Source organism: Qipengyuania sp. ABI-127-1, assembly GCA_022953095.1.
In the GTDB taxonomy this organism is placed as follows: Bacteria; Pseudomonadota; Alphaproteobacteria; order Sphingomonadales; family Sphingomonadaceae; genus Qipengyuania.
The window spans coordinates 101,172-128,135 of sequence record JALJCR010000001.1 but is presented as its reverse complement, the minus strand read 5'-3'; the positions used below and the strand labels follow the sequence as shown (position 1 = coordinate 128,135).

The following is a 26,964-nucleotide window of genomic DNA, read 5'->3' as shown; positions in this document are numbered from 1 at the left end:
CTAATCCGTCAGTCAGCGCGGTGCGCAATTGCGCCCGCGTTCCATTTCGCATTGCCGTTCCAGCAGCGCGCGCGCCTGCATGCCGATATCCTGCGCGCGAATCCAGTCGGGCGTTCCCCGCTCGAGCCCGCCCTCGGCCGCCTGGGCGCTGCGCAGCGCGAGCGCATATTGACCGCTCATCACCTGCTGCTCCGCCGTCGCGAGCCGCGCCCGGGCGGTGTCGCCACGGGCAGCATAGACCACGCCGAGCTGGTACCAGGCAAACGGGTTGCGCCGGTCGCGGCCTACCGCGGCGCGCAATACGCGTTCGGCCTCTTCGTAATTGGCCGGATCTTCGGTTGCGATCAGCGCATGGCCGAACATGCTGGCAATCAGAGGTTCGGAATTGGTCAGGGCAGTCGCGCGGCGCAGCGGATCAAGCGCTTCGCCCGGACGGCCCGATTCGAGCAGGACCTGCCCCTTAAGTTCGAGGAAATAGGGATCGTTTGGGCTCGTCGCGATCAGTGCATCCGCCGCATCGAGCGCGCGGTCCACCCGGGCGTTCTGGTGATAGGCATAGGCACGGGCATAGAGCGCGGGGATCGACTGGTCGGTTTCGGGATAGTCACGCAGGGTTGCGGAAGGCTTGGCGATGTAGCCGGTCAGCTTGGCCTTTACGCGGTCGAAATTGGCCTGGTTGCGCGCATTTGGCGGCCGATCCCAGGCCGGGTCCTTTTCATAGACTTCGCGCAGCGTGGCAATCCGATCGCCCGACAAGGGGTGGGTACGATAAAAGCCGGCCTCGTCGCTTTGGCTGTAGCCATAGCGATATTCCTGGTTGAGCAGCTTGCCGAAGAAGGTCAGCGATCCCCGGCCGGAAATTCCCGCTTTCGAAAGATATTCGGCGCCCGCGAAATCGGCCGAGGATTCCTGCGTCCGGCTGAAGGACAGGAACTGGCCTAGCGCCGCCTGCTGGCCCAGCGCCATCACGCCCATAGCCGCCTCGCCCGCTCCGGCCAGCGCGGCGCCGATCCCGGCAAGCACCGAGAGCAGCGAAATTTTGGTCGCAGACGCCGCGCCTTCGCCATAGCGCAGAATATGGCCACCGGTAATGTGGCCGAGCTCATGCGCGATCACGCCCTGAACTTCCTCGGCCGAATCTGCCGCTTCGATCAGGCCCGAATGAATATAGACTATCTGCCCGCCAGCGACGAAGGCATTGATCGAACGGTCGTTGACGAGAACGACATCCACATTCTCGGGTTCGAGCCCTGCCGCCGCGATAAGGGGGGCGGATATCTCGTCGAGAAACGCCTCGGTCTCCGCATCGCGCAGGATCGACTGGGCGGCGACCGGCTGCGCCGCGAGCATGGCGGCGGCAAGAATGGCGAGCAGGCGGGCAATCAGGCGCATTGGCGGGCAGCCTAAGGGGTTTCGGCCTGAACCGGAACTGAAACCTCGCTCACCCGACGTGCGAAATCGATCAGCGCATTATCGACACCGCGCGATCGCCGCCAGGGACTGGCCAGCGAAACCAGTGGCGCATTGTGATCGAACTCCTCGTAAAACAGCGTTTCGACCGGTGCCCCGACCTCGCGCAGGGCACGGGACAGGGCGCGCGTATTACGCGGCTTGACCAGCGTGTCGCGCTCGCCGTGAATCAGCAGCATGGGCACCGCATCGCCGCGGGCGTGGTTGACCGGCTGGCTCGCAGCTCCTGCCTCGACCGAACCGAAGCTGGCGATGGTCGATTCGCTGTCGAAGGGGAAGAAATCGTAAGGCCCGGCCAGTCCCACGACGCCGCGTATGCGGCCCGGGGCGTCTGCCAGCCACTTCCCCTCCAGCGCGGTTTGCACGACATTATAGGCACCGGCGGAATGGCCCGCGATGACCATTCTGGTCGAGTCGCCACCATAGCGAGGCGCGAGACGCGCAGCGTGCGCGATGGCGGAGGCAGTATCCTCGAGCATGACGGGGTAGCGCCCGTCCTTGCCAAGCCGATAGCCTGCGAGCACCACCAGGAAACCATCGGGCGCCAGCGAACGGGCAACGAAATTGTAGTCGTCGGGATCGCCCCAGCGCCAGCTCCCGCCATGAACGAAGACCAGCACCGGGAGCGGCTGCTTCGCGGCGGCAGGTGCGTAGATGCGCAGCTTCTGATCCGGATGCGCGCCATAGCTCGTCTTGGCGACGAGCATGACACCCCGCGTGCCCCCGGTCAGCCGGTCGATCGCGTCGAGAACCGCAGGCCCGTTATTGCGAATTGCCAGCATCAGCATGCCGCCTGCCACAGCCAGCACCGCCACGACGCCGATCAGAAGCTTCATCGGGCGCTTCACCCGGCGATCGAAGGATCGGTTCGTTCGACCGAATCGACGATCGCCCTGGCTTCCTCGTCCGCCAACAGCCCCACCGAGGCCAGAAACTTGTGCCCCGTATCGTAGCTGGCGCCCAGCCACAGCGGTATGTTCGCCGCCTTCAGCTTTGCCTTCGCGTTCAGTTCTTCCGGAGTCATCGCATCACCGACCTTGCGGATGAATATGGCGCGCACGCGATCCGGATTCTCCAGCGCCACATCGGCGAAAGCGGTGAGATCGCCCTGGCTGTCGTCGCCGATCAGGGCGAACTTCATTTCGGGATAGGCGCCAAGGATACCGTCGATCGCCGCGCGCTTATGCGCACCGTGGCTCGATGAACCGAAGGTTTCGCGGTTGAGCCCCCAGTCGCGCAGGAAGATCGGCCCCAGCGGCAGACCGCGACCGCGGATATAGGTGACGAGATAGCTGAACAGATTCCACGGACTGGACGATACGTAGAAAAAGGGCCGATGCGTGGCCGGCTGGGTTTCGCCTACATGGCCCTCGCCTTCCGCCAGCACGTCGCCTCCGCCCAGCGCATTGTAGAACACATCCGCTCCCGGCACGATGATGCGTTCTTCGGGCATCTGCATCAGAACGCGCCGCCAATTGCGCAGGACCTTGCGGAAATCGCCGGTAATCCCCGTTTCGATGATCGTATCGTCGATATCCGAAATGACCGCCAGGGCAGTATCGGTGCCGGGAGCGATCACATGCGCATCGAGGCACTGCTCCTCCCCCTCCGTCTTCCAGTGAAAGACCACGGTTTCCCAGGCCGGATGATCGCCATAAGACCATTCGGGATCGAGGCGAATGTCGAAATGGACGAAGCCTTCCTTGTCGGTCAGGCCCTGGTGGCGCTGGCTATTGGCGCCGGGGCGCGCGATTTCGAGCTCCACGGGAAATTCCGCGACCTCGTGGCTGGCGAACTGGCCCAGCATCGTTTTGGCGGCGCGCCATTTGCCGCGTTTCTCGAACCGGCCCACCCGCGATCGCAGCGCACGCGCTGTAATGCGCAATCGTTCTCGATTCCGGTAACCGAAATAAGGCTGGATACGGACGGGCGCGGTGGGCAGGAACGGCATCGCCCCGCGCTAGCCGTTGCGGCGCAGGACCGACAAGCCCTTTGTGGAAGTGCCGTTCTAGCCGAGCAGCTTGCGCGCCGCGCGTTCCACCAGCGGGATATCCTCGGGCACTTCGCCAATAATTTCCAGCGCGCCCTCGGGGGTGCGGCGAACCATCACAAGCGCGAATTCGGCGCCTTCCTCGTCCAGTTCGGCGAGCGAGAGCGGGTCCAGCGCGCGCAATTTCCCGGCGAGCGCGGGACGTACCGCTTTCTCGTCGGCGACCGGTTTGCCCTGTTCTTCCTTTCGTGCACGGCGCTCCGCCTGGACCACGCCCTTGAGGCCCCCTTCCGCCTCGCGAAGGAATGCGGTCAGCTTGCCGCGCTCCACGCCCACGCGGTGGGCATGCATCAGAACGGCGGCGTATTCGGTCAGGCGCGTCTTGTCGTAATCGGCACCGAAGACCAGCTTGACCACCGGAGTCATCGGCGCGCGGTCTTGGAAAGTCAGCCCGTTTTCATTTAAAAGCTCGTCGAAATCGTCGGGTGCCTGCTGCGCTTCGAGGCTGAAATCATAGGCTCGGCCAACAGCGGCATAAAGCGCCTTGCGGCTGCGATCTTCCGTGTTCTGCGCGGTCTGCGCCATCTCGCGCGCCGCGGCGAGGCAATCGTACAGACCTTCCGGTGATGCCTGTGCATCGGCGGGAATCTCCTCCGCCTCGGTGTTCGTTGCGATGGCCTTGCCCGCAGGTTCCGTATGCGCATCGGCCCCGACAGTCTCATTTTCTGCGGCGATGCCGGATTCGGTAGTTTCGGAAAGGGTTCCATATCGGGCGATGGGATCGGTGGGCGTTTCGAACCGCTCCGCATCGAATTCGGCGCGGCGCGGCGGCGCAGCTATTTCCTCGTCCCCATAGGCCTGCGGCAGGGTGGCTGCGGGTGCGCTGCGCGAGAGAAGAACGGTTTTCTTCGTGCGTTCACCGCGGCTGACCAGCGCGACAAGGCTGCTCGCGGTATCTTCGTCGGCCAGGGGATCGACGACCCCGTCGACATCCTCCTCGTCTTCTTCGTCCTCATCCCATTCGGGCAGTCCGTAATCGGCGGCGGTCTTCATGCCACTGTCGAAATCATCGCCCGCGCCACCGAACTCGTCGTCGGCGACATGGGTGCCGACCGGATTGCCCAGCGCATCCATGCGCGGCGCGGCGGAGGCCTGCGATGCACGGCCGGGTGCCTCATCGGCACCGCCATGTTCTTCGGCAGGTCCGAACGCCGGTCGCGGCAGCGCTCCCGATCCGTGGCTGTCCATCATCGCACGATCCCCGAGTTCGAGAATCCCGCGGTCATGGTGGCCATGCGTAGAGGCCGCAAGCGTTTCGACCGTGTCGATCGTGTCCTCGCCGTCCAAGCCGTATTCGTCCATTGTGCCGAGCGCCTGATCGAGCTCGAGCAGCAGGGCATCGGCGGTTTCCCGGTCGGCCATTTCCTTCCAGTTTATCACCCCATAGATGAAATCGATCGTCGCGTTGTCGCTCGAATAGGGCAGCAGAATTCCGCGATAGAGGACCGAGGCCCCGGTTTCGTTGACGAACTCGGCCTCGAAACCGATTGGCGCCTCATTTGCGAGGATCTGCATGTAATGATCGGTAATGCGGCTGAGCACCGATCGGCTTGGGACTTCGGAAAGCCGGACCAGATCTCCCGTGGGACCGCACTCGGCCGCCAGTTCGGCACCGACGAAGCCGATTTTCGGATCCTCGACATCGTCCGAGAGATCCAGCAGGACCGAATAGGGGCCGAAATCCTTCAGCGTGCCGGGCTCGAGGTCTGCGATCGGCGGGAAGTTGAGATCGCCCAGCAGACCCGCCCAGTGATTATAGGCGCGTACCTGCATCCGGCGCTCGTCCTGCCCAACGGGCGAGGGCGGCGGCTCGATATCGGCGTCGAACGGCTCGACATAGTCGTCGTCGCGGTCTTCCTCCGCTTCGCGCGAGCCGAAAAAACCGCCTAGCCTGTCCATCACTGCATTGGCTCCCGAGAGTTCTGCCCATTCGACATCGATATGGACGTCGCGCAGTAAAGATATGATTAAGGAAATTAACCATGGAGCTGGCCGTTTGCGGGAGATTTTCAGAGCATGTAGCGCATCCTTATAGTCAGAGCGCGATCCTCTGTGCCGATGTCGAAAGCGGCTTCGGAAAATCGGGGTGGTCCCATCCGCACCTTGGCATCGCGCGAGAAGCCGAAGCCTTCCTTGGGCATCATGCCCAGTGCGCGGTCGGCCTTTCCATTGGCGTTCTCGTCATGCAGCAAGGCAATGGCATAGCGACCGGGCTTCACGCCTGCGAAGGTAAAGGTCACACTCCCCTCGCGCGCTTGGGCCGTGGCTCCATGGGCTCCCGCGACGCCGCGGCAGCGCGGAAACTTGCCTTTGTCGGTAGTCATGCAGGCGCGCACAATCCCCTTGGCATTGCGCAGTTCGGTCACGGTCACGCTGATCGTGGCCCCGGAAAGCGCCCCGTCTTCGGGAGGCGCGGGGGGCGAGGCGGCGGCAAGCACCGCGCCGAGCGGCAGGAAGGCTACCGCGCCCAGTCGGCTCATATGTTGGGGCTGAGCCCCTTGTCGGTACCGCAAAAACGATCCCAGTGACGAAAATAGAGGCCGTAATTGCATCGATACTCTTCATGATGGCGCTGGTGATGGCTGGCCGTTATCAGCCATCCGCCTAACTTGGAATGAACCAGTCGCCGCGGGAATATCTCCCAGCCCATATGGTTGGTGACCCCCATAACCGTCATTACGATCAATACCAGGCCCAGCATGGAGACATGGATCGGGATGACAAAAACCAGAACCGGTATGACCACCGCGCCCGTGATCGCTTCCCACGGGTGAAAGCTCATCGCAGCCCATGCGGTCGGGGGGCGGCTTGCATGATGAACGGCGTGCATGGTGCGGAACAGGTTCGGGCGATGCATGAGCCGGTGCGTCCAGTAGAACCAGGCGTCATGCGCCAGCAGATAGAGCAGCGGGGCCAAGGGCAGGTACCACAACGGATAGGCACCCGGATCCATATAGATTTGCGTCCACCCACGCTCCTGCCAGCCCCACGCGACCACGCCCGCAGGAATGCCGTAAATCGCGGCCGAGACGAGCGACCAGCCGATCTCCTTGCGAATCTGGCTGCCGAGCCCAGCGTGATACCCCGGCCGCACGCGATTGGTGATCGCCGCGAAAATCCCGCTCGAGGCAAGATAGCGCCCGGCCACGATCGCGGTCATGGCAAGGGCGGAAAGAGTGATCGCGATCCACATCGTGCAATCGACCCTACTGCGCAATCGCCTGCCGGGGAACCGGCAAAAACTATTCGATCGTGCCCCACGGCGCGCAATGCGGGTCGAACGCCACCGTGGCGCGGCGCAGGGAGGCGCGGGCAAGCCGTTCGATTTCGACCTTGCGCCGCGCCGCGGCCAGTGGGGCGAGCGGCGCGGGCCGCACTATTTCCCCGTCATAGCCATCGGCAACGATGATTCCGCAACTGTCCGGTCGATAGCCTTCGCCGTCCAGCGGGCTGTGATCGAACCCCGGGGGCACTCCCCAGTAGAACCGGTCGCAATGATCGAGATAATCGGGCCATTTGCCATCACCCAGCAAATCGCCCCGCTGGACCTTGATTTCGACGATGATGACCCGCCCCTTGGGGTCGACACCCATGAGGTCTGCCCGCCGCCCGCTGCGCAGCGGCATTTCGGCCAGGCACCATATATCGTTGCGCGCGAACAGCCGCGCTATGCCCCGCGAGACATGGGAAGCCGTATATCCGTCCAGAAGCGATTCCGTCATGCCCGCGAAATGGAACATACCCCGAACATCGTCAAGGCTTAACCGCGCCGGAAACTATGCCGACGCCACCGCGGTGGCCATCGATTTTCCGAAACTCAAGCGGCGTCGAGGATAGCGACGATCGCTGCGCGCGCGGTGTGAAATTCGCGCCAGAGGGTAAGTGCGGCGGCAGTCGTGTCCTGTCCCTGTGCGGTCAACGACAGGAGCGCCCGCAGACCGGGTTCCATCATCGCGGCAAGATCATCGATCCCGCGCGCGACGCTATCGTAATGCCAGCCGCCCTTCACAGCCGCCCGCTCAGGCAGTCCGACGATTTCGCGGGAGAGTGGCTCGCGGCCAAGCTGGGCCAGATTGCCCACTGCCGCGGCGGCTTCATGAACCGCTTCCCATCGCTGTGCCAATATGGTGCTGTCCGGCGCTTCGTGCAGCCCGACCTGGGTGGGCGGCAGCATGGTGGCGTGAGCCAGATCGAACGGGTGGGACATCGCGTTCATGCCCGACAGGACTAGGCGGCCAGTCTTGCGAAAAGCCTAACGCCCCCATCGTCATTTCCGCCGATCCGTTTTAAGGCTGGCGGGGGCACGCTGGCTTTGCTAAGCGCCCCGCTCGCTTAACGGCACCATAGGCACCCGTAGCTCAGCTGGATAGAGCGCTGCCCTCCGAAGGCAGAGGCCACAGGTTCGAATCCTGTCGGGTGCGCCATTTTCCATGGAAGTACGCACCGGCAGGCAGTTGGCATCAGGCGAGCACAGCGCCTGGACCAAACTGACCACGGGGCCGCGCACGGTGATGCGCTCCTTGGCCGTCACGACCTCACTCACGAGAGCCTGCACGTAATTCTTGCGCGGGGCCGGATTGTCGGGCTCGGTGAGCTTCATCCTGAGACCGACGACAAAGGCCGCAATCGTGTCGTTGCCGATGCGGCTTTACAGGACGCGTGAGCGGCATCGTGGCGATCTCGCGATCTGCCCGTCCGGACGCAACGATACCGCTGTATTGAAGGCCTCTGGGTTACCGGACAGCCTTGCTCATTTTCATAACAGCATTTGTACATTTCGGCAGGTGTCGGCTTTCGGTAGCGGGAAAAGACCGAACCGAGGGGAAAATTATGACGGCTAACTCTACGATTCCGCTGGTATGTGGCGCCGCGCTGCTCGCATTTGCGCAGCCAGTCATTGCCAAGGATGTGAGCCCGAAGAAAATCATGGAGATGAGCGCGGGCTGCGCATACGTCGTTTCGATTGCCGAGGGCAGCAATGTCACCCTGAATTATGGCTCGGCCGACTGGTTGAGCCTTGTCCGGATTCTCGAGCAGCGGACCGGTCTCGACGGCGAAAAAGCGATGCAAAAGGCCAAGGCCAAGTATAATAAACGTGCGCGCGTAATGGGCGCGGACGAGGCACGCAGCCACATGCTCAAACGCGCGCGCGACTGCGACCGCGAAATGGCCGTGATCCAGTCGTGATAGCCCCGGCGCCCCCTGCACGCCGCAGCGCATTCCGGGCAGCCCCCGGAACCATCGCGCTTGGCGTGGCGGTTTGCGTGCTGGTGTCGGCAACTCCGCTACGCGCCAATACGGACGACGCCGAGCTGATCTACGAGTGCGGGCTGGCAATGGAATTCGCTGCGAAGAAAGGCCTTCAGCTCCCCGTTCCCGCCAGCCGTGCGATGAACCATTTCGCCGATGTGACGCGGAATGATCCGAGCCTTCGGAAGGAGGCGGATCGGCAAATTCGCACTGTCTGGGACGAGTTCAGGAAAAGCGATGGGCGCCCGGCGCTGGAGCGGTACATCCTTTCCGTGGCGCAGGACTGCTCCGATCTCTACATCGAGTTGGCGGAGCGCGAGGCCGCGGAGGTAGAGGGCCAGCTCAATTCGCTTGGCACCTTGTCCGCTGCAGCGCTTCGATCCTACGCCACGCGCACGGGCGATCTCGGCGAAGTCGCCAACTACCTCATCTACAATTACCCCTACGGCAAGGACCTGTTCAAGCCGAACGAGGATGGCGATCTGCTCGGCCAACTGATCGTGGAAGCCGGCGCGTCAGGGCTGCGTCGATGGAGCGACGAAGCGATCTATGCGATCGCGAACAAGCATTACTGGCAGTATAATCCGCCCGCCACGCGCCTGATCGATGCGGAGTATCGGCGCCGCATGCGGATGATGCGCCAAACCCAGTCGGAGGCGCAACGCTGGGCGCAGCGCGCGGCCGACGATCGCGCGGCGCAAGCGCGACAGGCGAATGCGCCCTATGTCGGGTCGCTCGGCGGCGGGAGTTCCACCAGACCCAAGCCGGGCAGCGGTGTTGTCGTCTGCACCACTTACAAGGGCACCGGCGGCGGGCGAGTGTGCAAGGAAGACTGATGCACCGGTGTGGCGGCACGCTTGCAATCCTGCGCTCCGGTCTGGCCCGGGGGCAAGCACTTGAGGGAATTGTGAAATGGATCTGCAGATGAAAGTCTTGGGGATGGGCGCTTTTGCGCTAGCCCTGTCGGCGGGCGTGCCTGGCCTGACGATTGTAGCCCACGCGCAGCCGCAGCAGATCGTTCAGGACGGCGCGGCTAGCGCGGCGATGCACAACGCAGCCTATGATCGAGGATTGGCGGACTCCTACACCTCGCCCCAAACAATGGGTGAAATGCTGCAATGTTCGGCGCTGTGGCAACGTTGGTCCGTCGTCGTAGGGAGTTCTCAAGACCCGGCCTTCGGCGCGGGCCTGCGCGAAGAACTGTCCGCCGCTCGCGCGGAAAACCGCCATCGTTACTGGCGGCGTCAGGCACGGCGCGACGTGCGAGAAGACAGCGATGTGCGCTATTTCGAAAAGATGCACGGCGAGGCCGAAAGCTGGGCGGACAGCAAAGCCGCCGACTATGCCACCGGTGCCGAAAGCCAAGTCAGTTCGATGATGAGCTGGTTGGCGACTTGCTAGTCGCTTCGCGCGCATTCTCCGGTCGGTGAATCTGCCGCCTCTTGCGGGTCTGCCGACATGGCTTAACCGCCTACGTTCCAAAAGCGAACCGGGCGGTTATCGGCCGTCTATCAGCACCATACTCGCCCAGCGGGCAGGATTGGCGGATCCACCATTCGCCCCGCCCTCCAGCATCGCCAATTGCGAATGGCGGAGTGCATCGGCGTGTGGGAGCCCCTCACGCAGCCGCTTCACGAATTCCACACTTAGCTGCGTCGCGGCTTCATCCTGTACGCGCCAGTGCGACAGCATGACCCGCTCGCTACCCGAAGCGAGAAACGCATTTGCAAGCCCCGTATAGGCAGGAGCCGCATGACTGCGTCCCGCCGCAGTGTTGCAAGCGGAGAGGATTGCAATCCGGGTCGAAAGGCCAAGCTCCGCAATCTCGCTGGCGTGCAGGATACCATCGTCGGAGGCGCCACCCATTTGCGATCCGGGTGTCAGGACGAGCGCCGGTTCCTTGAGACCGCCCAGTTCCCCTTCCATGAGACCATGCGTGGCGAACAGGACCACGCCGTACTGATCTTCGGCCAGCCGACGAAGCCGGGCTTCGGTTGCGTCGGCACCGACCAGAATAACCTGATCCCTTGCGCCGCTCGCCCTTCCAGCGAGCTGGACTTCTTCGCGGCTGGCGGGGAGCGCTGGCAGCGACCGCAATTCCTCAGCGGTTTCGAGTGCCCCCCGTATATCGCCCGTGGGCGCTTCGTTCAAAGTTGCAGGGCTGCCTATGCCGAGGAACCGCTGGGCATTCCCGCCCTTGTGTGTCGAGCCAAGGACCGCGGACGGCGAAAGGACCGTAGCGAATGCGTGATGACGTACCAGCCAGTCCATCGCGCCGAAGTCGCGCTTCTGGTGCCCGGGTTCCGAGGCGAGCAATGCGGAAAATGGCAGGCGCGAGAGGGCATCCCCCGTTACCAACGAGACGAGGGTCTTGCCGTTCAGGGTTGCAGCGATGTCGGCGGGCAGAACGAGGTCGTGCAACTCCTTCGCGTCGTCGACAGGGAAAGTGTCGGCGCCCTCGCCAGCGTCGAGCGCACGACGAAGCCGTTCCACCAGTGGCCGAACGGACGGCCGCCCCCACGGCCCCACTTTCATCGTGACGGTTTCAGCGGTCACAGCCATGATGAGCATGCGGTGCCTGGCGGGCATGACGATCAGCAAAGCCTCGTCCAGTCCCAATCGGGACTGGACGGCTTCGATCGATAAATCGGCTGGTCGCCGCGACATATCGAACTCGGGGAGCGCCTTTCGCAATGCCGCCTCGGCACCGGCAACGGAACGCTCGAGGTCCTGAATTTCCCCTTCCACCTGGCCGATCGCTTCGGATCGCCCGGCAGCCAACATTGCCGACCGTTCGCGCGCGAGCAGCCGAAGGCGCGCCGTCCCGCCCCGAAGCTTCTCGATATCGGCAGCTAGTTCGGGCTTGTCGAATTGGCTATGACGCAGCTTGGCCAATTGGCGAGCGCGGGCATTGACGCCCCAACTGGCCAGTTCGAATGCATCGAGGGCATCGTTGGCACGCCCGGAAACAATCGCAGCCTCAGCGATCTGCATGATCGGTTCGTAGAAATTTTCGAGATCCGCACCGAGCTCGAAGCTGCTCGCATCTTCGATCATCCGATCGACGATTTGTGCGCGGGCCTTTGCTACCATTTCCCAGCCGCCAGCCTGTCCTGCGCGAATTTGCGACAGGCCCCGCAGTGCGGCCACATCGATAGACGGCTCGATTCCCGTAATGCTGGCGCGCGTTTCGATTTCTTCGATCACGCCTAGTGCAGCATCGGTTTCTCCGTTCTCATTGTAACGCAGCGCCAGCGTAAGCAGCCCACGAAGCGCTTTCTCGTCCTCCGCCGGTAGCTCACGGGCGAGGCTTGCTCCCTTGAGCGCGAGTTGCATCGCTTCGTCGTCACGACCGGCCTCCAGGGCGGCGTTCGACGCAGAGAGCAGCGAGTTCACCGCCTCTCCGGGATCGATCTCTGTCAGTCGCTCATGTCGCGCCAGCATGAGCGCGATCGCCTCGTCATATTGACCAAGGCGCATCTGAACCACGCCCAGATTGTGAAGGGCCACGAGCGTATGGCGATGTGTCGGGCCGAGCCTTTCGGTCATGATGTCGAGCGCATTCCGGCCCGGTTGCTCGGCTTCTTCGTATCGCCCTGCCTGCAGCAGTACCTTCGCCAGCGTGGCCTGAGCAAAGCCATGGAAAGGATGGTCTGCTGGAAGCAACTCGTTCGCCTTCGCGACCCCCTGTCGCGCCAGACGCAGCGCATCGATCTGACGACCAGCATCGATGTAAATATTCGCGCCACTGGAAAGGGCCACAAAAAGCGTAGAGTCCGTCATTCCACCACGGACCAGCCCCTTGATCGCCGGATCAACATACTTCGCCGCGTCGCCAAATCGGCCTGCCTCATAAAGAGCGACCGCATAGTTCAAGTACCCCAAACCCAGAGGCTTGGCGTCGGCAGGCGGAACTCTCTCAGGATCGTAACCGTACAGGGCGTTCCGAATTTGCAATGACCGCTGTTGTAGCGGAACGTCTTTTTCGGGTTGCCCCACGCCTGTGTAGAAGGCGGCCATATTGGAGAGGGTTTCGGCCATGATCTCGCCACCGGTCGCTCCGGCGGCGACCAAGCGTCGTTCCGCTTCGAGCGAGGATGCGAGCGCGCCTGCCATTTTCTGCTGATAATAGCGGCTGTCGCCAATGCGGTTGAGTGCGCGCGCCTGTTCCTCTGCGGGTCCGTCCTGAGCTTCCAGTGCTTCCAGATAGGCAGACCACGCTCCCTCTGATTTCGCAGCCTCGGCGAGCGGGTCGATTGCCTCCGCGGCCGCTCTCAAACTCTCGAGCGTGTTCTGCCCTGCATTCTCAACCGCGTCCTGGGTTTGAGACAGGGCAGGTGGAGAAAAAGCGATAGCCTGCCCGATAATGGCAGTTGCAAGTATCCGCCGGCGCATGTCGATGTATCCCCCCTCGATATTGCAGGGATGTCGCATCGCAGGACGATCAATCGATCACAAGCTGATAACGCGTCTTTTTCGCGTTCGGGTTGCGCAGTGTGATCGTGTGCCGATGGGTATAGAGCGGGATCCAACGACAGGTGACATGGGCCGCGATTTCTCGGCAGAGCGATTCGTCTCTGCGGTTACGGACCGTGACTTCTAGGGACCTTGTTTCGAGCGAAGACAAGCTGATCGCGGCTCTGCGCCCCGACAGGAACGTCTGCTGAAGCACTCGCTCTTCCCGCGGCCCAAGTTCGCCAACCATAAAGCCCGGCCCCAAGACACGCCCGCGTGTGACGTGGGTTCGATCTGCTGCAGCGGCCCGCCAGCGGGCGAGAACATCTCTCGCTTCGTCCCCGACTGGATGCAGCCCGACAGCGTCCAATTGCGAAAGCGCGAGGGCCAAACCCGTCAGGTCGTCCTGTTCGAAAGCTACCTGCGCGCGGTACAGGACCGCTCCCGGCATTCTTTCCAAACTTGGAGGCGTTACCGATGTGCTCGCAACTGGTGCGTTTCGAGGCGCTTCGGTGGATCGGGTGCAATTGCTGGTCAGGACGCAGCACAGGGCGATCAACAATACCCTTGTCATGGTGCCTCCCTGCGCAACTGGAACATTGCACCGGTTTCGCTCGGAAGACATTCCAGGACCATTGAATGGCGCTGCGCGATTGCGGAGGCGAGGGCAAGACCCAGTCCCGCTCCCGGACGTCCTTCCCCGCCCTCTGCATCCGGTCCACGCTGGAAACGTTCGAAAATCCGCGATCGGTCGGCCTCGGCTATACCCGGGCCATCATCCGCCACGACAAGAACCGGTCCATCGTGAAGCGTCACGCGAACGGTCCCTCCGGTCGGCACGTATTTGAGGGCATTGTCTAGCAGGTTCGCCAGTAGCCGCCCGAGTTGAGCCTCTTCACCATCCATGACGATGCCCGGCTTTACATCCCATTCCAGCGACAGTCCGGCATCTTCCGCGCTATCGGCATAGAGCTCGCACATATTGGTAACGAGAGCGGACATATCGACCGGCTCGAGTGTGGATCGATCGCTGAACCGGGCCTTGCTCCACGCGATATCGAGCAACGATTCCAGCATGCCCACAAGCCGCCGGATCTCGCCCCGGGCTTCTGTCAGCCGCGCGGTGACCTGCTCGTCGGGTCGCGTTTCGAGCGCTTTGACCAGTCTTGCGTCGAGATGCGTCAGCGGAGTCCGGATTTCATGGGCGAGCCTGTCGGTCGTATCTCTGTGTGCTTCCAGCAGACCTCGTATGCGGAGAATGGCCTGCGCGCTGTTGGCTGCAAGCTCGTCGATCTCGTCGCGCCCCTGTCGTGGAAGCTCTGGCATGGAGGCGAGTTCGTCGGGGTGCGACAGGAGACGGTTGATGCGCGCGATACGGCGCTTCAACCTGTCGGCAGACAATTTGCCCAGCATCGCCACCACCAAGACGAGAATGGATCCGCCCACCAGGAACACGGTTCGCACGCCTCCTTTCAAGGCTGTAGCGGGATCGACTTCATGTGCGACCAACAGCCATGCGTCTGGCGCGAGCCGGGTTGAACGGGCGTGGGCGCGGGAACGATGTCCTATCGCAATCGTGCCCCGTTCCGAGATCGCCGCATCAAGGTCCGGCCAGACTTCCAGATCGCCAGCGAGACGGACCCCATCGGGGCGCATGAGCAGGTAGTGCGGTGCACTCCCGTCGGCGGGGCGCAATGCCAGGCGATCCTCGATCCTCTGTACCAGATCGATTTCCCCGCCGCTGGCATAGATATCCGCCAGACCGGCAAGATCGACGTCAACGGCCTCGCGCCCGCTTTCGTTCAGTGCCGCATCGATCGTTCGCTCCGTTACCAGCCAAAGCCCCAGCACGGTAACGGTCGCCAGCAGGATGGCGGCCACGACGAACCGGGAGAAGATGGAGCGGGCCGGAGACACGCCTAATTGCCGGCCAGCAAGCGAAAGCCCGTACCCCAGACCGTCTCGAGCGCGGGGGTCGCAAAACCATCTTCGAGCTTGCGCCGCAAACGCCCGATATTGACGTCGACCACATTGGTCTGCGGATCGAACGACATGTTCCATACATCGCGCAGCAGCATTTCACGGGTAACCACCTCTCCGGCGTTTTCCATGAAATAATGGAAGAGTTCGAATTCGCGTGGACTCAACGCCAGATGCCGGTTTTCGCGAAATGCAGTCCGCGCCTTCAAATGGCACTCGAAGGCCCCGTACAGGATGACCGCGCTATGCACGCTGCCCGACGCACGCCGGTGCAGGGCGTTCACGCGGGCCATCAATTCGGCGGCTTCGAACGGCTTGCCAAGGTAGTCGTCGGCACCTGCATCGAGCCCTTCGGCGCGGTCACTGGTTCGCCCCAGCGCACTAAGCATCAGAACAGGCGTATCGACGCCGCTCTCACGCAAGCGGGACAGGATCTTGAGGCCGTCGAAATCGCCCAGCATTCGATCGAGTATGATGACATCGAATTTTTCCTGCCCCGCCTTCCGCAGGCCGGACGCTCCGTCGCTTTCCCAGTGCAGATGGTCACCGCGAGACAGGGCGATATCCCTCACCTGCGTCGCGGTATGCGCATCGTCTTCGATATACAGGATATTCAGTCCATCCACGTTCCGCCCCCGTCCCCTGATACCAGGCCGCCCCCAGATAGCGCGCCCGGATGATTGGAAACACCCGCGATCGCGTCAGTTCTTCGCGGGTCGCGGTGCATTCGACCAGGCCAACCCGTCCCTGACCGCGCCCAGACCGATTTGCTGCGCGCCGCTCCCCTTGCCCGGGGCGTCGAAAAAGCGCCATTCCCCGCCCTCTTGCTTGAAGGCAACCCGGACCGAAATTTCCGGACCTTGTCTCTCAAGGACGGTCAAACCGCTTTCGCCAAGTTCGAAGGTCGATGTGCCCTCCATCCCCTCCTTTTCGCCAGCGGTCTTTTCCATAGGCAAACTGGTGCCATTGCTGAGCCGAAGTTCGACCGCCTCGATGTTCCGGTTGATGCCCGCAATCCACCTTCCACCGGTGGTGAAATACATGTGCCCTTCCACGCCGAAAAGGCCCAGGCTGGATAGCCTGGCAAAGCCCGTTTTTACGTCGCCTTTATGAGCCATGCGATAGAAGTCGACATCGGCTGTATACCCGCCCCCGGTCCATGAACGCTGCGACCGCCACAGGCCGAGGTGTCGAGAGGTGACGGTGCGTTCGGACGACCCGAGCGAAGTGAAAGCCATCGCGTCGGGAGCAGCAAAGCTGCTGGCTTCTTCCATCAGGCGGAGTTTTTCGAAAGCAGGAATCAACATAACCGTCTGCTTGACCGACCCGCAGGCCTGATCCGCGATACTCGCGAAATTGGTCCGCAATCCGTGATACATCGCCTCGAGCTGAGGGTCTTCGTACTCGACGAAATGCCCTTTCGGGACGAATTCCCATTCGCGCCGATGGAAGCGCCAGTGCGTTCCCTCAACCGCGCACTGCTGCTGGTCGGCCTTCATGATTGCCGGGGCGTCCTGCAAGGCCCTCGCGATTACCCTGCCACGCTCGATCGTGACCTTGGCATCGTCCGGCAGGGCACAGCCCTTCGCCTGCCGCGTGCCACGTTCGGTCTGGTCTATCGCTGCGACCACTTCGTCACCACCGACCCGCGCCAACTGCCTGCCGATCTGGCCCTTGAGCACCTGGAACGCGCGTAGTTCGCCCACATCGAAGAGCTGGCAGCTTTCATCGGCACCCGCCGCGAAGGTGGCAATTCCGTACACTTCCATCAGCGTTCGCGCCGACTGGTTCTTTGCCATCACCTGCAGACGCTGTTCCACCGGGATTTCAGCAAGGCTCTGAGCGTGCAAGGGGACCGCCAGGGCCATGACCCCGGACACTACTCCCCAGATCGTCGATCGGACCGCACTTTTCATCAGCTATCCTTTACGCAAGATGGCGCGTCGCCCAGTCGACACGCGCGCCGGAGGGCCTCCGTAGTGGAGATGCCCGCGACTTCGCCCTTTTCGGTTTCGCTCGCGATGCGAGCTACGGTGGCACAGGCCTTCGGACTTCCGATTTCACAGGCGTGTGCGACGAGCGATTGCGCGCGGGTTTCATCGACCCGGCCGCCAATGCCCTTCTTGTGCATCACCCCGTATGCGAAACACGCCTTGGCGACATAGAGATCGCATGCGCTGCGCATGTAGCGAAAGCCGATGCCCGGGAAGTAGGCGTCTTTCGGCCCCTGCGTATAATAGAGACCGAGGTTCGCGCAGGCTATTCCGACCCAATCGTCGCAGGCTGCTTTCAGGGCTTGCTTGAGCTGGTCGACCTCGCCTTTCGCATCCCCTGTCATCAGGGGTTCCAGCAGCGCGTCACACCCACCGGCCCAGCCCGAATTGCAAAGCAGGACGTTGCGCGCGCGCGTCTCTGCTGCATCGGGCTCCTCGCCAGGAAGCATCGCGGCACTGATACATCCTGCGAATTGTTCCTCCGCGCAGGCTTCCACAGCGTAGCGGCGAACCGCCGCGATATCCGCGCCGATCTCTTCGGTCGTTCCAAGGAGCTGTGCGGCATCGACACAGGCTTGGTCACCCCCCTCGTGACGACACTTTTCGCCCATGGCGAGGAGCGCAAGCTTCATCAGCCCATCCGGCTCCGGTGAATTTGCCCGCGAAAGCGGACCCAACGCAACGCCAGTCCGCGTGCAGGCGAGATCATCGCCCGCGCGACAGGCGGTAGCGAACATGCGCGCCGCCCTTATGTGATCCTTGTTGTCGGATGCCGTTTCGTGCTCGATCTGTCCGGCAAGGGTGCACGCTGCGGCCAGTCCCATGTCACAAGCCTGCCCGTACATCGACAGCGCGGCATAGGTGTCGCCATCACGTTCATAGGCAAGTCCGCCGCGATGGATCTCCATCATTGCCTCGTCGTCGAAAGGCCGTTCTCTCGCCTCGGCAAGTGAGCCGACTGCCGCCGTAGCGAAGATTGCCAGCGCGATAAGCCGCGCGGCACCCGCAGCCACTCTCCGGTACACCTTGTCACCCATGCTCCGCACGCTCCCGGACCTGCCCTTATGTGCATCTATGTGAACGAGATCGATTGCTTCCGGCATATGCCGTGCCTCCCGAATTGCGATTTCATGTCAGTTTTAATCGGCTGTCGAATCCACCAGGTCACAAGCTGCGGGCCGACCCAGATCGCAAGCCTTCTGCCGCAGCTCGCGAGCGGATTCTTGGTCGCTCTCGACACCGTCGCCCGTACGGCGCATTTCGGACGTAAGCAGGCAGGCCCGGGCGCTCTTCGCATCGCAGCCTCGCAAAGCGAGATCATAGGCGCGCACGGGATCCGTCGGCACACCACGACCTTCGCGCAATTGTCTCGCCGCGTTGGAGCATCCCGCACCGTCCCCGCCATCGCATGAAGCAATGAACACCAGCAGCGCCGGATCGCGCCAGCGTTCATCCCCGCTGCGATCGGCCAATTGCATCCACATGATGCCAAGATCGTTGCAGGCGCTGGCAATGCCGCCGTCGCAAGCCATCTCGAAATAGTCTCGTGCGGAAGCCCAGTCGGCGTCATGTGCCAACCCGTCACGCGCCATGATCGCGGCATTGGCACAGGCTTGCCATTGCTCCGCCCTGCAAGCGCGCTCGAGCAGGTCGTACCCCCTGGCGGGGTCCGATAGTCCGGTCGTGCCCGTCGCAAGAAGGGCGCCGGCTTGCCCGCAGGCCTCCATCGCACCCAGTTCGCAGCCCTTCAGATAGAGTTCGCGTGCGGCGATCAACTTGCCGTAGTCGATTTCCTGCCCCGCCGCTGCCTGCCGGGAAAGGATATTCGCCTGCCAGTTGCAACCCTGGCCGGACTGAGCCTCGCACAGGACTTCTGCAACCTCTGCGGCCACATCAAGCAACTGCGCGCCTCCGCGCCCTTCGATCAGCATCGGCACCAGAAGATGGCATGCGTCCGCACTGCCGAGTTCGCAGCCCCGCACGAACATTTCGCGTGCCCTGATCGCGCGCGCTTCCCCGGAAAGCTGGACGAGTATCCTGCCGGCATTCAGGCAGGCCGCGACATCCCCGGCCTCGCAATTGCGTTCGACAGCCGATTTTTCCGAGGCGGCGGTTTGGTCTCGCGTGGAAGCACTGAGGGGAGCCCACCAGGCTGCAAGGGCCAAGATGAATGCGAACCTGCAAAGATTCACGGCAAACGCTCCAGCGTGTCGCAGGCTTCCTTCGAATTGAGGCTGCATGCCTTGCCGAGATATCGGCGCGCCTCCTTTTCGTTGAAGACGCCTGTTTGAGCGGCATAGTAGCTCATACCGGTCAGCAGACATGCTTCTGCATGATCCGCATCGCACGCCTTCGAAAACGCCGCGCGCGAACTCTCGAAATTGCCGTCGGTATGATGGAGAGAGCCAAGCTGGACACAGCTGACGACAAGGGATTGGTCGCATGCCTTTCCATAGCTCTTGAGGGCACCGGCACGGTCGACGGGACCGCCTGAGCCATCCCGCATCATAATCGCCAGGGAATGGCAGCTATGCGGGCTTTTCGCAGTATCGCAGCCCTGGCCGAACGTCCGGCGCGCGGAGGGGAGATCGCGGCCGCCGAATGTACCGGAACGGAACGCATTTCCCAGTCGATGGCAGGACGCGCCATCGCTGGCTGTACAGGCGAAGGATAACGCGGCCTGCGCAAGTTCGGGCTGCGGCGCCCCTCCGATACCATCCAATGCCATGCGTCCGAACCTGGCGCAGGATTGCCATAAACCTTTGATACAAGCCCTGCGAAACGCTTCTCGAGCCAGTTTCGGGTCTTCGGCTCCCCCCTGACCCTTTTCGAACATCAGCCCAAGATTGTGGCACGCAACATCGACCTGCTCGTCCCGGCAGGATTGCGCATAGAGCCTTCTCGCAGCGATATGATCGCCCGCCTTGAAACTCGCTATCGCCTGTTTGGCAATCGCATGCTCCTGGCCTTGCGCGACAGCTTGCGTCGTGTTGAACACTAGGCCGGTCACAAGGAGCAGGATGGCGACGGCAATGTCTTTGGCAGGAACGCTCATTGTCCCAGCGCCTTCGCCATTGCGCAGCCATCCTGGATGCCCAGCTTGCACCCATTGGTGAAATAGCGCATCGCCTTGGCGTGATCGGGAGCGGCCCCGGTCCCGTCGCGGAACATCATGCCCGCGTTCATGCATCCGCCGGCAGCTCCATTGTTGCAGGCTTGCGCAAACAGATCGCGGGCTTCGACAAATTGTCCATTGTCGTAGTAGCCCACGCCGGATTCGATGCATCCCTCGGCATTGCCGTTTTCGCACGCAATGGAGAAAGCCTCGATGGCCCCCGCGGTATCGATCGCACCGCCTTGCCCGTCACGCTTCATCACGCCGAGCGCATAACAGCCATCCGCTGCATAGCCCGGGCAGGCTCCCGCGAAAGCCACTCGCGCTTCTTCGAAGCGTCGCTCACCGGCGTCGCCGAAATAGAGGATCTGTCCCAGATTGTAGCAAGCGCCTGCTTCGCCGGCCTTGCAGGCAAGCCCCAACGGCCCCAGCGCCTCGGCAGGATTGCCCGGCCCTCCAAGCCCGTCCTTGAGCAATGCACCATACTGGCCGCAGGATTTGAGCAAGCCGGCCTCGCACCCGCGACGATAGGCATCGCGCGCCTGCACCGGGTCTTTCGCACCGCCCTGTCCCCGCCACGCCATCGAACCCAGGTTATGGCACGCCTCATCCTTGCCATCCGTCATGCACGCTTTCTCGTAAAGCGCACGAGCAGCCGGGAAATCACCGGCATTGTAGCGCGCCTGCGCCTGTTCTGCGTTGCTCTGCGCGAATGCGGGAAGAGCTGAAATCGATGTCAGCGACAGGACAGCAGCCGCAACAAGAGGTCGAAGGTTCATGGCTGGACGCTCCATGTTCAATTGCAAAGGTAGCGGTTGGCATTGTTGTTCATCGTGCAGTGCGCCGCGCGATAGCGATTGCGCGTCTCGCGGGAGATTTCCGCTGCACTTTTCACGCGGGTCGGCTTGAACGAAGACGCGGGGGAAGAGGAACGCGATGTCGCTGTTCGACCCACCCCGGCCGCCCAGCGACGGCTCGACGCCCCGGGCATGTTGGTGCAGTTGTAGATCCCGCAGTCGTTACCCCGGCTGCGCCGTGCAATCTCTCCATTCACAGCGGCATTCAGCCTGCCCGATGGGAACCAATGGTCGAGCACGTAGAGGTGGTCCTTGTAGACACTGCCCAAAGCGCCCGCCTGTAGCGTCGCCTCGAGTGCCGCACGCGCATCGCCAAGCTGGCGACTGTGATAGATCGCTGCGTAGATCGCGCTGTCGTATTTGCCCTGGCGGAGGAAGGATTGGACGACTTCGGAGGCGCGCTCACGTTCGGCCTGGCGACGGCGCTGCGCTTCCTGCCGGTTGACCAAGGCCCGTTCGGTTTCCTGCCGCCGTTTGCGCAGGCTCGAGGCGAACTCGCAGATCGACTGGTGCGCCGCTTGCCCGGGATCGCATGCCTTGGCAGCCACCTGTTCCGCCGGCACGAATTCTCCGAGATTGTAATAGATGCGCGCGAGATCCTCGCACGACCGCCATCCGCCGTGGTCGCAGTTTATTCGCCGGTAGCGCAGGGCTTTCTCGGCATCGAAATGATCGGACGATGCCTCGGCGAAGACCGCCTCGGCGACTTCGCACGCCGTGCGATCGAATAGGGCGCACCCCTTGACCGCAAACCGCCCCGCCGTAGCCGGATCGGCCTCGATATCCGGAGATCCCTCAAGATAGATCAGCGCGAGGCGCCCACATGCAGCCGCATGGTCGCCGCGACAGGCCTGTTGGAGATATCTCAGGCTCAGGAAGATGTCGTAACTATCGTTTGCAGGATCGGAGTAAGCCAGACCGACCGTGCCGCAGGCGGTCGGCGACTTTTGCTCGCAAGCAGCGATCGCCTGCGAGATTTGAGGCGTGTTCTTGGCTTGAGCAGCGCCAGGATTACAAACCAGCCAACCGAACGAGGCGAGGGCGAGTACGATCGATCTCGCCCGGCGAAGCCTGTCCGATTGTCCTGGTTTTGAAACTCTTCGAAAAATCGGACCTGCCCCCGGTTCGTGATACCCGCATGGGTGGACGAATGAGGGCGCGCGGCCAATTTACAAATGCTGTTAAGTCTCAACGGGTCGAGAGCATAGCGAGGGCACGGCTCGTTCCAGGCGTCACGAGGTCGATCTTGACGCGCTTCCCTGAAATGGGGCTGGTTTTTGCAAGATTCCGACGCAAGGGGTTCGGGCGAGAATGGCGCACAGCACCTTCTTGCGGGTGGGTGTAATGCCGGATGGTCCAAACCAGCGGCGGGGGGCTCGATTTCGTCTCCGACAGCCTCCTATGCGGTCGGCGCTTGTGCATCCTGTGCGTGGTCGATGACTACAGGCGGGCGTGCCTGGACTAGACAATCAAAGCATCGGGGATGCCCTCACACCATAAAGCTCTCACCGCAGCCGCATGCACCCTTGGCATTGGGATTTTCGAACACGAAGCCGGCGGTAAAATCGTCTTCGACCCAGTCCATTGTGCTGCCGATGAGATATAGGACGCTGGCACCGTCGATGTAGAACACGCCGCCGGGCGTTTCGATCTTCTCGTCGAACTTGGCTTCCTCGGTGACGTAATCGACTGAGTAGGCGAGGCCCGAACAGCCGCGACGCGGGGTCGACAGCTTGACGCCGATCGCGTCGGCGGGCGCCTTGGCCATAAGATCGGCGACGCGCTGTTCGGCGGCGGGCGTCAGGATGACGGCAGCCTTGGGGGCGGGACGGGTCTTGGTGTCGCTCATCACAGCATTCCCAGTTCGAGGCGCGCCTCGTCGGTCATCTTGTCCGGCCCCCAGGGCGGGTCCCATACTAGGTTGACCTCGGCATCGCGGACACCCGGTACGCTGGCGGCGCGCAATTCGACCTCGCCGGGCATGGTTTCGGCGACCGGGCAATGCGGCGTAGTCAGCGTCATGGTGACGGTCACGTCGCTCTCATCGTCCACCTCGACGCCATAGATCAGGCCGAGATCGTAGATATTGACCGGAATTTCCGGATCGTAAATTTCCTTGAGCGCAGCGACCACTGCTTCATACAAGTCGCCGCCGGGTGCACCGGCGGGCACGTTCTCGGGCTTTTTCTGGAGAAAGCCTTCGAGATAGTCGCGCTTGCGCTCCATGGTTTCGCGCGGGCTCTCCTCCGGATCGACGGCGTCCTCGACCCGCGCCCGCGGCGGCTTGTCCACGACGGTATCCGCCGGGGACGGCGCCGCAATGAAATCCTTGTCCTGATCGTCGTTCATCCGAAGATCCTCTGGGTCCTTTCGATGCCGCGCAGCAGCGCAGCGATGTCGCTTTCGTCGGAATAAAGCCCGAAGCTTGCCCGGGCGGTGGCCGAAACGCCGAGGTGGTCCATCAGCGGCTGCGCGCAATGGTGGCCCGCACGGATCGCGACATTCTCTTCATCCAATATGGTGCCGAGATCGTGCGGGTGAACCCCTTCAAGCGCGAAACTCACGATGCCCGCGCTTTCCTCCGGTCCGAACAACGTGACCGAGTTCATCGAACGCAGCTCGTCGCGGAGCTGTTTCGCCAGCGCGCTTTCATGCGCGAACAGGCGGTCGGGGCCGAGCGCGTCGACATAATCGATCGCCGCATGCAGGGCGATCGCCTCGGTAATCATCGGCGTGCCCGCCTCGAAACGCTGCGGCGGCGGGGCGTAGGTGGTTTTCTCGAAGGTCACGCGATCGATCATCGCACCGCCACCCTGCCAGGGGGGCATGGCATCGAGGATATCCTCGCGTGCCCACAACACCCCGATGCCGGTGGGTCCATAGGTTTTATGGCCCGAGAAAGCGTAGAAATCGCAATCGAGCGCGGCCATGTCGAGCGCCATGCGCGGCGCGGCCTGGCAGCCGTCGAGAATGATTTTCGCGCCCACGGAATGGGCCAGATCGGCGGCTTCACGCGCATCGAGCACGCTACCCAGAACGTTCGAGACATGCGCCAGGGAAACCAGCCTGGTGCGCGGCGTCAGCAGTGCTTCGAGCGCGCCCAGATCGATCCGGTGGTCTTCGGTCAGCGGGCAGACGTCGATCTGCGCGCCGGTACGCTCGGCCACCATCTGCCAGGGCACGATGTTCGAATGATGCTCCAGCGTGGAAAGGACAATCCGGTCGCCCTCTCCGATATTGGCCATGCCCCAACTCGCGGCGACGAGATTGATCGCCTCGGTTGCGCCGCGCACGAAGACGATTTCGTTCTCGCTCCTGGCGCCCATGAACTCGGCCACCCGGCGGCGCGCGGATTCGTAGCCAAGCGTCATCTGCGCGCTGCGCGAATAGACCCCGCGATGAACCGTGGCATAGTCCTTGCCGAGCGCACGGGACATGGCGTCGATCACGGCTTGCGGCTTTTGAGCCGAAGCCGCCGTATCGAGATAGTGCCACGGCTGCCCATCGGCAGTCAGCAGGCCGGGGAAGTCCGCTTTCCGGGTCAAGGTCGCCGCTTCGCTCATAGCGCCCTGTCCACCTTGTCGAGCGCAATGCCCATCATCGATTCGCGCGTCTCGTCATCGTCGAGCGAGACCAGCGCATCGCCGAGGAAGGCCTGCACCAGCAGACGGCGGGCAAGGTCGGGCGAAAGGCCGCGTGCCGCCATGTAGAACCGCGCGGTCTCGTCCAGTTGGCCGACACTGGCACCATGCGCGCACTTCACGTCGTCGGCGAAGATTTCGAGCTGCGGCACGGCATTCACGCTCGCGCCCTTTTCGAGCAGCAACCCCTTGAAGTCCTGCGCCGCATCGGTCTTCTGCGCATGGCGCACAACGTCGATATTGCCGAGAAAGTTACCTGTCCCGTGGCCCCAGTGAACCGCACGAACGGTCTGGTTGCTGGTGCCCTCCGGTTCGGCATGGATGGTGCGGGTGACGATCTCGCGCACCGTCTCGCGGCCACCCACGGTAATGCCGCCAAGTTCGAAATGCGCACGCTTGCCGAGGGTCACCTCGATCTCCAGCCGCGCGAATTCGGCCGAGGAGAGCACGGCGAAAATCTCGCAGCGCGCGCCCTCGCCGACACTCACACGCCAGCGATGCAGTTCGGTCGGCTTCGTATCCGCCGCATCGGCGATAAGGAGCGTTTCGCGGAAGGTCTCGCCCGCCGCTATGTCGATCACGCGCCAGTCGTCCAGCGCCTCGCCCTGTAACCGCTCGACTGCGGAATAACGCCAGGCCTCTTCGCGCCGCGTGGGAAGTTCGGCTGCTTCAGGCATCTGCCATCACCGCATCATACCCTTCGCTTTCGAGCTCGATTGCCAGTTCGGGGCCGCCGGTACGCACGATCCGGCCCTGCGACAGGATCGAGACCTTGTCGGGCTTCACCACTTCGAGCAGGCGCTGGTAGTGGGTGATGAGCAGCACCCCTTTGTCGGGCGCGCGCATGATCGCGTTGATGCCTTCGCCCACGACGCGCAGTGCGTCGATATCGAGACCGCTATCGGTCTCGTCGAGCACGGCGAATTTCGGATCGAGAATGCCCATCTGGACCATTTCGGCGCGTTTCTTCTCGCCGCCGGAGAAGCCGACATTGACGTGGCGCTTGAGCATTTCGGGGTCGAGCTTGAGCAGACCCGCCTTGTCCTTGGCAAGCTTGAGAAATTCACCGCCGGTCAGCGGTTCTTCGCCGCGTGCCTTGCGCTGCGAATTGAGCGCCTCGCGCAGGAATTGCAGGTTCGATACGCCGGGAATCTCCACGGGATACTGGAAGCCGAGGAACAAGCCGGCCGCCGCGCGTTCGTGCGGTTCGAGATCGAGCAGGTCCTGCCCGTTGAATTCGACCGAACCCTGCGTAACCTCATAGCCGGGCCGTCCGCCCAATACATAGGACAGCGTCGACTTGCCCGCGCCATTGGGACCCATGATCGCATGGACCTCGCCCGCAGGCACTTCGAGCGTGAGCCCGTTCAGAATTGTCTTACCGTCGATTTGGGCATGGAGATTGTCGATTTTCAGCATGGTGCGATTTCCAGATTGTCGTCGCCCCGGACCTGATCCGGGGCCGGTGCTGCCTTGAGCGCAGCGCCAGAAAGAGAAGCACTATCCCGGATCAAGTCCGGGACGACGGGAAAAGAGGGGGCGCGCGTCATGAGCGGTCTCGCGGCCCTCGTTGCGGGCGCCCGCGCCTGGGCGTCGATCCATATTTCGACTGATGGGCGCGGCGCGAGGCTTCCTTTTCGCGGTACCGCGCATTCATCGCGGCGAAGATCGGTTTCATCGCTTCCTCGACATCTGCGAGGATGGTCGCGGCGGGGATGCGGAACACTTCGACGCCGACGCTGGCAAGGCTCTTGTCCCGGCGCTTGGCGAGGGTGTCGTTTTGATCTTCCTCATCGATTGCGATGGCAAGGCCCAGCGGGTGCGAGACGAAGTCGAGGATGGCCGAGCCGACCACCGTGTGCCGGGTGAACTTGTACTTCCCGAAATCTTCCTTGGCGAAGCGCTCGCTAAGCGCCTTGTGCGCCGGGCTCGAATGGCGGCGCAGATAGCGCGCTCGCTCGTGGATCTTGTCGAGCCGCTGCTCGGAGATTTCCCACCCGCGGCCCTTCTTCTTGAGCGCTGGGGTGTCGTCTGCGGTTTCGCCAGGGTCGCGAAGCTGGAGGGTTTTGCGGTCGGTCATCCAACACTCCCCTCGAGCGAAATCGCTAGCAGCGTCCGCACTCCAGACGCAAACCACAGCCCGTCACCCCGG

The 26,964-nt window shown here is 62.8% G+C and carries 26 protein-coding genes and 1 tRNA gene; 4 read left to right on the top strand and 23 right to left on the bottom strand.

What is annotated here, in order from left to right:
• Window positions 1–12 precede the first annotated feature (12 nt).
• The 8 genes from MUY37_RS00685 to MUY37_RS00650 form a co-directional block, all read right to left on the bottom strand.
• Window positions 13–1,392, bottom strand: coding sequence for a M48 family metalloprotease (locus tag MUY37_RS00685; protein ID WP_499193563.1), 1,380 nt, complete (start codon window positions 1,390–1,392; stop codon window positions 13–15).
• 11 nt (window positions 1,393–1,403) lie between these two features.
• Window positions 1,404–2,306 (bottom strand): alpha/beta hydrolase, encoded by a 903-nt coding sequence (locus MUY37_RS00680; protein ID WP_499193562.1) that lies wholly within the window; start codon window positions 2,304–2,306, stop codon window positions 1,404–1,406.
• An 8-nt stretch (window positions 2,307–2,314) separates the two neighbouring features.
• The gene (locus MUY37_RS00675; RefSeq protein ID WP_499193561.1) at window positions 2,315–3,421 is read right to left on the bottom strand and encodes a phosphatase domain-containing protein; all 1,107 of its coding nucleotides are present in this window, start codon (window positions 3,419–3,421) and stop codon (window positions 2,315–2,317) included.
• Between the two features lie 57 nt (window positions 3,422–3,478).
• Complete coding sequence (locus MUY37_RS00670; RefSeq protein ID WP_499195096.1) at window positions 3,479–5,419, bottom strand: PAS domain-containing protein; 1,941 nt, start codon at window positions 5,417–5,419, stop codon at window positions 3,479–3,481.
• Window positions 5,420–5,529: 110 nt separating this feature from the next.
• Window positions 5,530–6,000 carry a DUF2141 domain-containing protein gene (locus MUY37_RS00665; RefSeq protein ID WP_499193560.1) on the bottom strand — a complete coding sequence of 157 codons (471 nt, stop codon included), beginning with the start codon at window positions 5,998–6,000 and terminating at the stop codon, window positions 5,530–5,532.
• Window positions 5,997–6,713: a sterol desaturase family protein gene (locus tag MUY37_RS00660; RefSeq protein WP_499193559.1), complete on the bottom strand. Its 717-nt coding sequence runs from the start codon at window positions 6,711–6,713 to the stop codon at window positions 5,997–5,999. The genes MUY37_RS00665 and MUY37_RS00660 overlap by 4 nt, the downstream gene beginning before the upstream one ends.
• A gap of 49 nt (window positions 6,714–6,762) precedes the next feature.
• On the bottom strand, window positions 6,763–7,260 hold the full coding sequence (locus MUY37_RS00655) for an MmcB family DNA repair protein (RefSeq protein WP_499193558.1): 498 nt from the start codon (window positions 7,258–7,260) through the stop codon (window positions 6,763–6,765).
• A 77-nt stretch (window positions 7,261–7,337) separates the two neighbouring features.
• Window positions 7,338–7,736 carry a hypothetical protein gene (locus MUY37_RS00650; RefSeq protein WP_499193557.1) on the bottom strand — a complete coding sequence of 133 codons (399 nt, stop codon included), beginning with the start codon at window positions 7,734–7,736 and terminating at the stop codon, window positions 7,338–7,340.
• A 131-nt stretch (window positions 7,737–7,867) separates the two neighbouring features.
• Here MUY37_RS00650 and MUY37_RS00645 point away from each other — a divergent pair.
• From MUY37_RS00645 to MUY37_RS00630, 4 genes are all read left to right on the top strand, one after another.
• Window positions 7,868–7,944: transfer RNA gene (locus tag MUY37_RS00645), tRNA-Arg, on the top strand.
• Window positions 7,945–8,350: 406 nt separating this feature from the next.
• On the top strand, window positions 8,351–8,707 hold the full coding sequence (locus MUY37_RS00640) for a hypothetical protein (RefSeq protein ID WP_499193556.1): 357 nt from the start codon (window positions 8,351–8,353) through the stop codon (window positions 8,705–8,707).
• Window positions 8,704–9,606, top strand: coding sequence for a hypothetical protein (locus MUY37_RS00635; protein ID WP_499193555.1), 903 nt, complete (start codon window positions 8,704–8,706; stop codon window positions 9,604–9,606). The genes MUY37_RS00640 and MUY37_RS00635 overlap by 4 nt, the downstream gene beginning before the upstream one ends.
• A 76-nt stretch (window positions 9,607–9,682) precedes the next feature.
• Window positions 9,683–10,171, top strand: a complete 489-nt coding sequence (locus tag MUY37_RS00630) for a hypothetical protein (RefSeq protein ID WP_499193554.1) — start codon at window positions 9,683–9,685, stop codon at window positions 10,169–10,171.
• Between the two features lie 96 nt (window positions 10,172–10,267).
• Here the strand turns inward: MUY37_RS00630 and MUY37_RS00625 are convergent, their stop codons facing one another.
• The 15 genes from MUY37_RS00625 to MUY37_RS00555 all read right to left on the bottom strand — a co-directional run bounded on the left by MUY37_RS00625 (window position 10,268) and on the right by MUY37_RS00555 (window position 26,892).
• Window positions 10,268–13,165 carry a CHAT domain-containing protein gene (locus tag MUY37_RS00625; RefSeq protein ID WP_499193553.1) on the bottom strand — a complete coding sequence of 966 codons (2,898 nt, stop codon included), beginning with the start codon at window positions 13,163–13,165 and terminating at the stop codon, window positions 10,268–10,270.
• 630 nt (window positions 13,166–13,795) lie between these two features.
• Window positions 13,796–15,142, bottom strand: coding sequence for a sensor histidine kinase (locus MUY37_RS00620; RefSeq protein WP_499193552.1), 1,347 nt, complete (start codon window positions 15,140–15,142; stop codon window positions 13,796–13,798).
• 2 nt (window positions 15,143–15,144) lie between these two features.
• Window positions 15,145–15,831 (bottom strand): response regulator transcription factor, encoded by a 687-nt coding sequence (locus MUY37_RS00615; protein WP_499193551.1) that lies wholly within the window; start codon window positions 15,829–15,831, stop codon window positions 15,145–15,147.
• A 75-nt stretch (window positions 15,832–15,906) separates the two neighbouring features.
• Complete coding sequence (locus MUY37_RS00610) at window positions 15,907–17,121, bottom strand: hypothetical protein (RefSeq protein ID WP_499193550.1); 1,215 nt, start codon at window positions 17,119–17,121, stop codon at window positions 15,907–15,909.
• Window positions 17,121–18,236, bottom strand: a complete 1,116-nt coding sequence (locus MUY37_RS00605) for an SEL1-like repeat protein (RefSeq protein ID WP_499193549.1) — start codon at window positions 18,234–18,236, stop codon at window positions 17,121–17,123. The genes MUY37_RS00610 and MUY37_RS00605 overlap by 1 nt, the downstream gene beginning before the upstream one ends.
• Window positions 18,237–18,338: 102 nt before the next feature.
• Window positions 18,339–19,364: a tetratricopeptide repeat protein gene (locus MUY37_RS00600; protein WP_499193548.1), complete on the bottom strand. Its 1,026-nt coding sequence runs from the start codon at window positions 19,362–19,364 to the stop codon at window positions 18,339–18,341.
• Window positions 19,365–19,387: 23 nt separating this feature from the next.
• On the bottom strand, window positions 19,388–20,254 hold the full coding sequence (locus MUY37_RS00595; protein WP_499193547.1) for a tetratricopeptide repeat protein: 867 nt from the start codon (window positions 20,252–20,254) through the stop codon (window positions 19,388–19,390).
• Entirely contained in the window at window positions 20,251–21,093 is an 843-nt protein-coding gene (locus MUY37_RS00590) for an SEL1-like repeat protein (protein WP_499193546.1), read from the bottom strand. The genes MUY37_RS00595 and MUY37_RS00590 overlap by 4 nt, the downstream gene beginning before the upstream one ends.
• A gap of 17 nt (window positions 21,094–21,110) precedes the next feature.
• A complete protein-coding gene (locus tag MUY37_RS00585; RefSeq protein ID WP_499193545.1) occupies window positions 21,111–21,734 on the bottom strand; it encodes a hypothetical protein in 624 nt (207 codons plus the stop codon).
• Between the two features lie 926 nt (window positions 21,735–22,660).
• Entirely contained in the window at window positions 22,661–23,020 is a 360-nt protein-coding gene (locus MUY37_RS00580) for a HesB/IscA family protein (RefSeq protein WP_115415530.1), read from the bottom strand.
• A complete protein-coding gene (locus MUY37_RS00575) occupies window positions 23,020–23,520 on the bottom strand; it encodes an SUF system Fe-S cluster assembly protein (RefSeq protein WP_115415531.1) in 501 nt (166 codons plus the stop codon). The genes MUY37_RS00580 and MUY37_RS00575 overlap by 1 nt, the downstream gene beginning before the upstream one ends.
• Entirely contained in the window at window positions 23,517–24,734 is a 1,218-nt protein-coding gene (locus MUY37_RS00570; protein WP_499193544.1) for a cysteine desulfurase, read from the bottom strand. The genes MUY37_RS00575 and MUY37_RS00570 overlap by 4 nt, the downstream gene beginning before the upstream one ends.
• The gene (locus tag MUY37_RS00565; protein WP_499193543.1) at window positions 24,731–25,489 is read right to left on the bottom strand and encodes a SufD family Fe-S cluster assembly protein; all 759 of its coding nucleotides are present in this window, start codon (window positions 25,487–25,489) and stop codon (window positions 24,731–24,733) included. Before MUY37_RS00565 ends, MUY37_RS00570 begins: the two co-directional genes overlap by 4 nt.
• Complete coding sequence (gene sufC, locus MUY37_RS00560; RefSeq protein WP_499193542.1) at window positions 25,482–26,231, bottom strand: Fe-S cluster assembly ATPase SufC; 750 nt, start codon at window positions 26,229–26,231, stop codon at window positions 25,482–25,484. The genes MUY37_RS00565 and sufC overlap by 8 nt, the downstream gene beginning before the upstream one ends.
• 127 nt (window positions 26,232–26,358) lie before the next feature.
• A complete protein-coding gene (locus MUY37_RS00555) occupies window positions 26,359–26,892 on the bottom strand; it encodes a DUF559 domain-containing protein (RefSeq protein WP_499193541.1) in 534 nt (177 codons plus the stop codon).
• Between the last annotated feature and the right edge of the window lie 72 nt (window positions 26,893–26,964).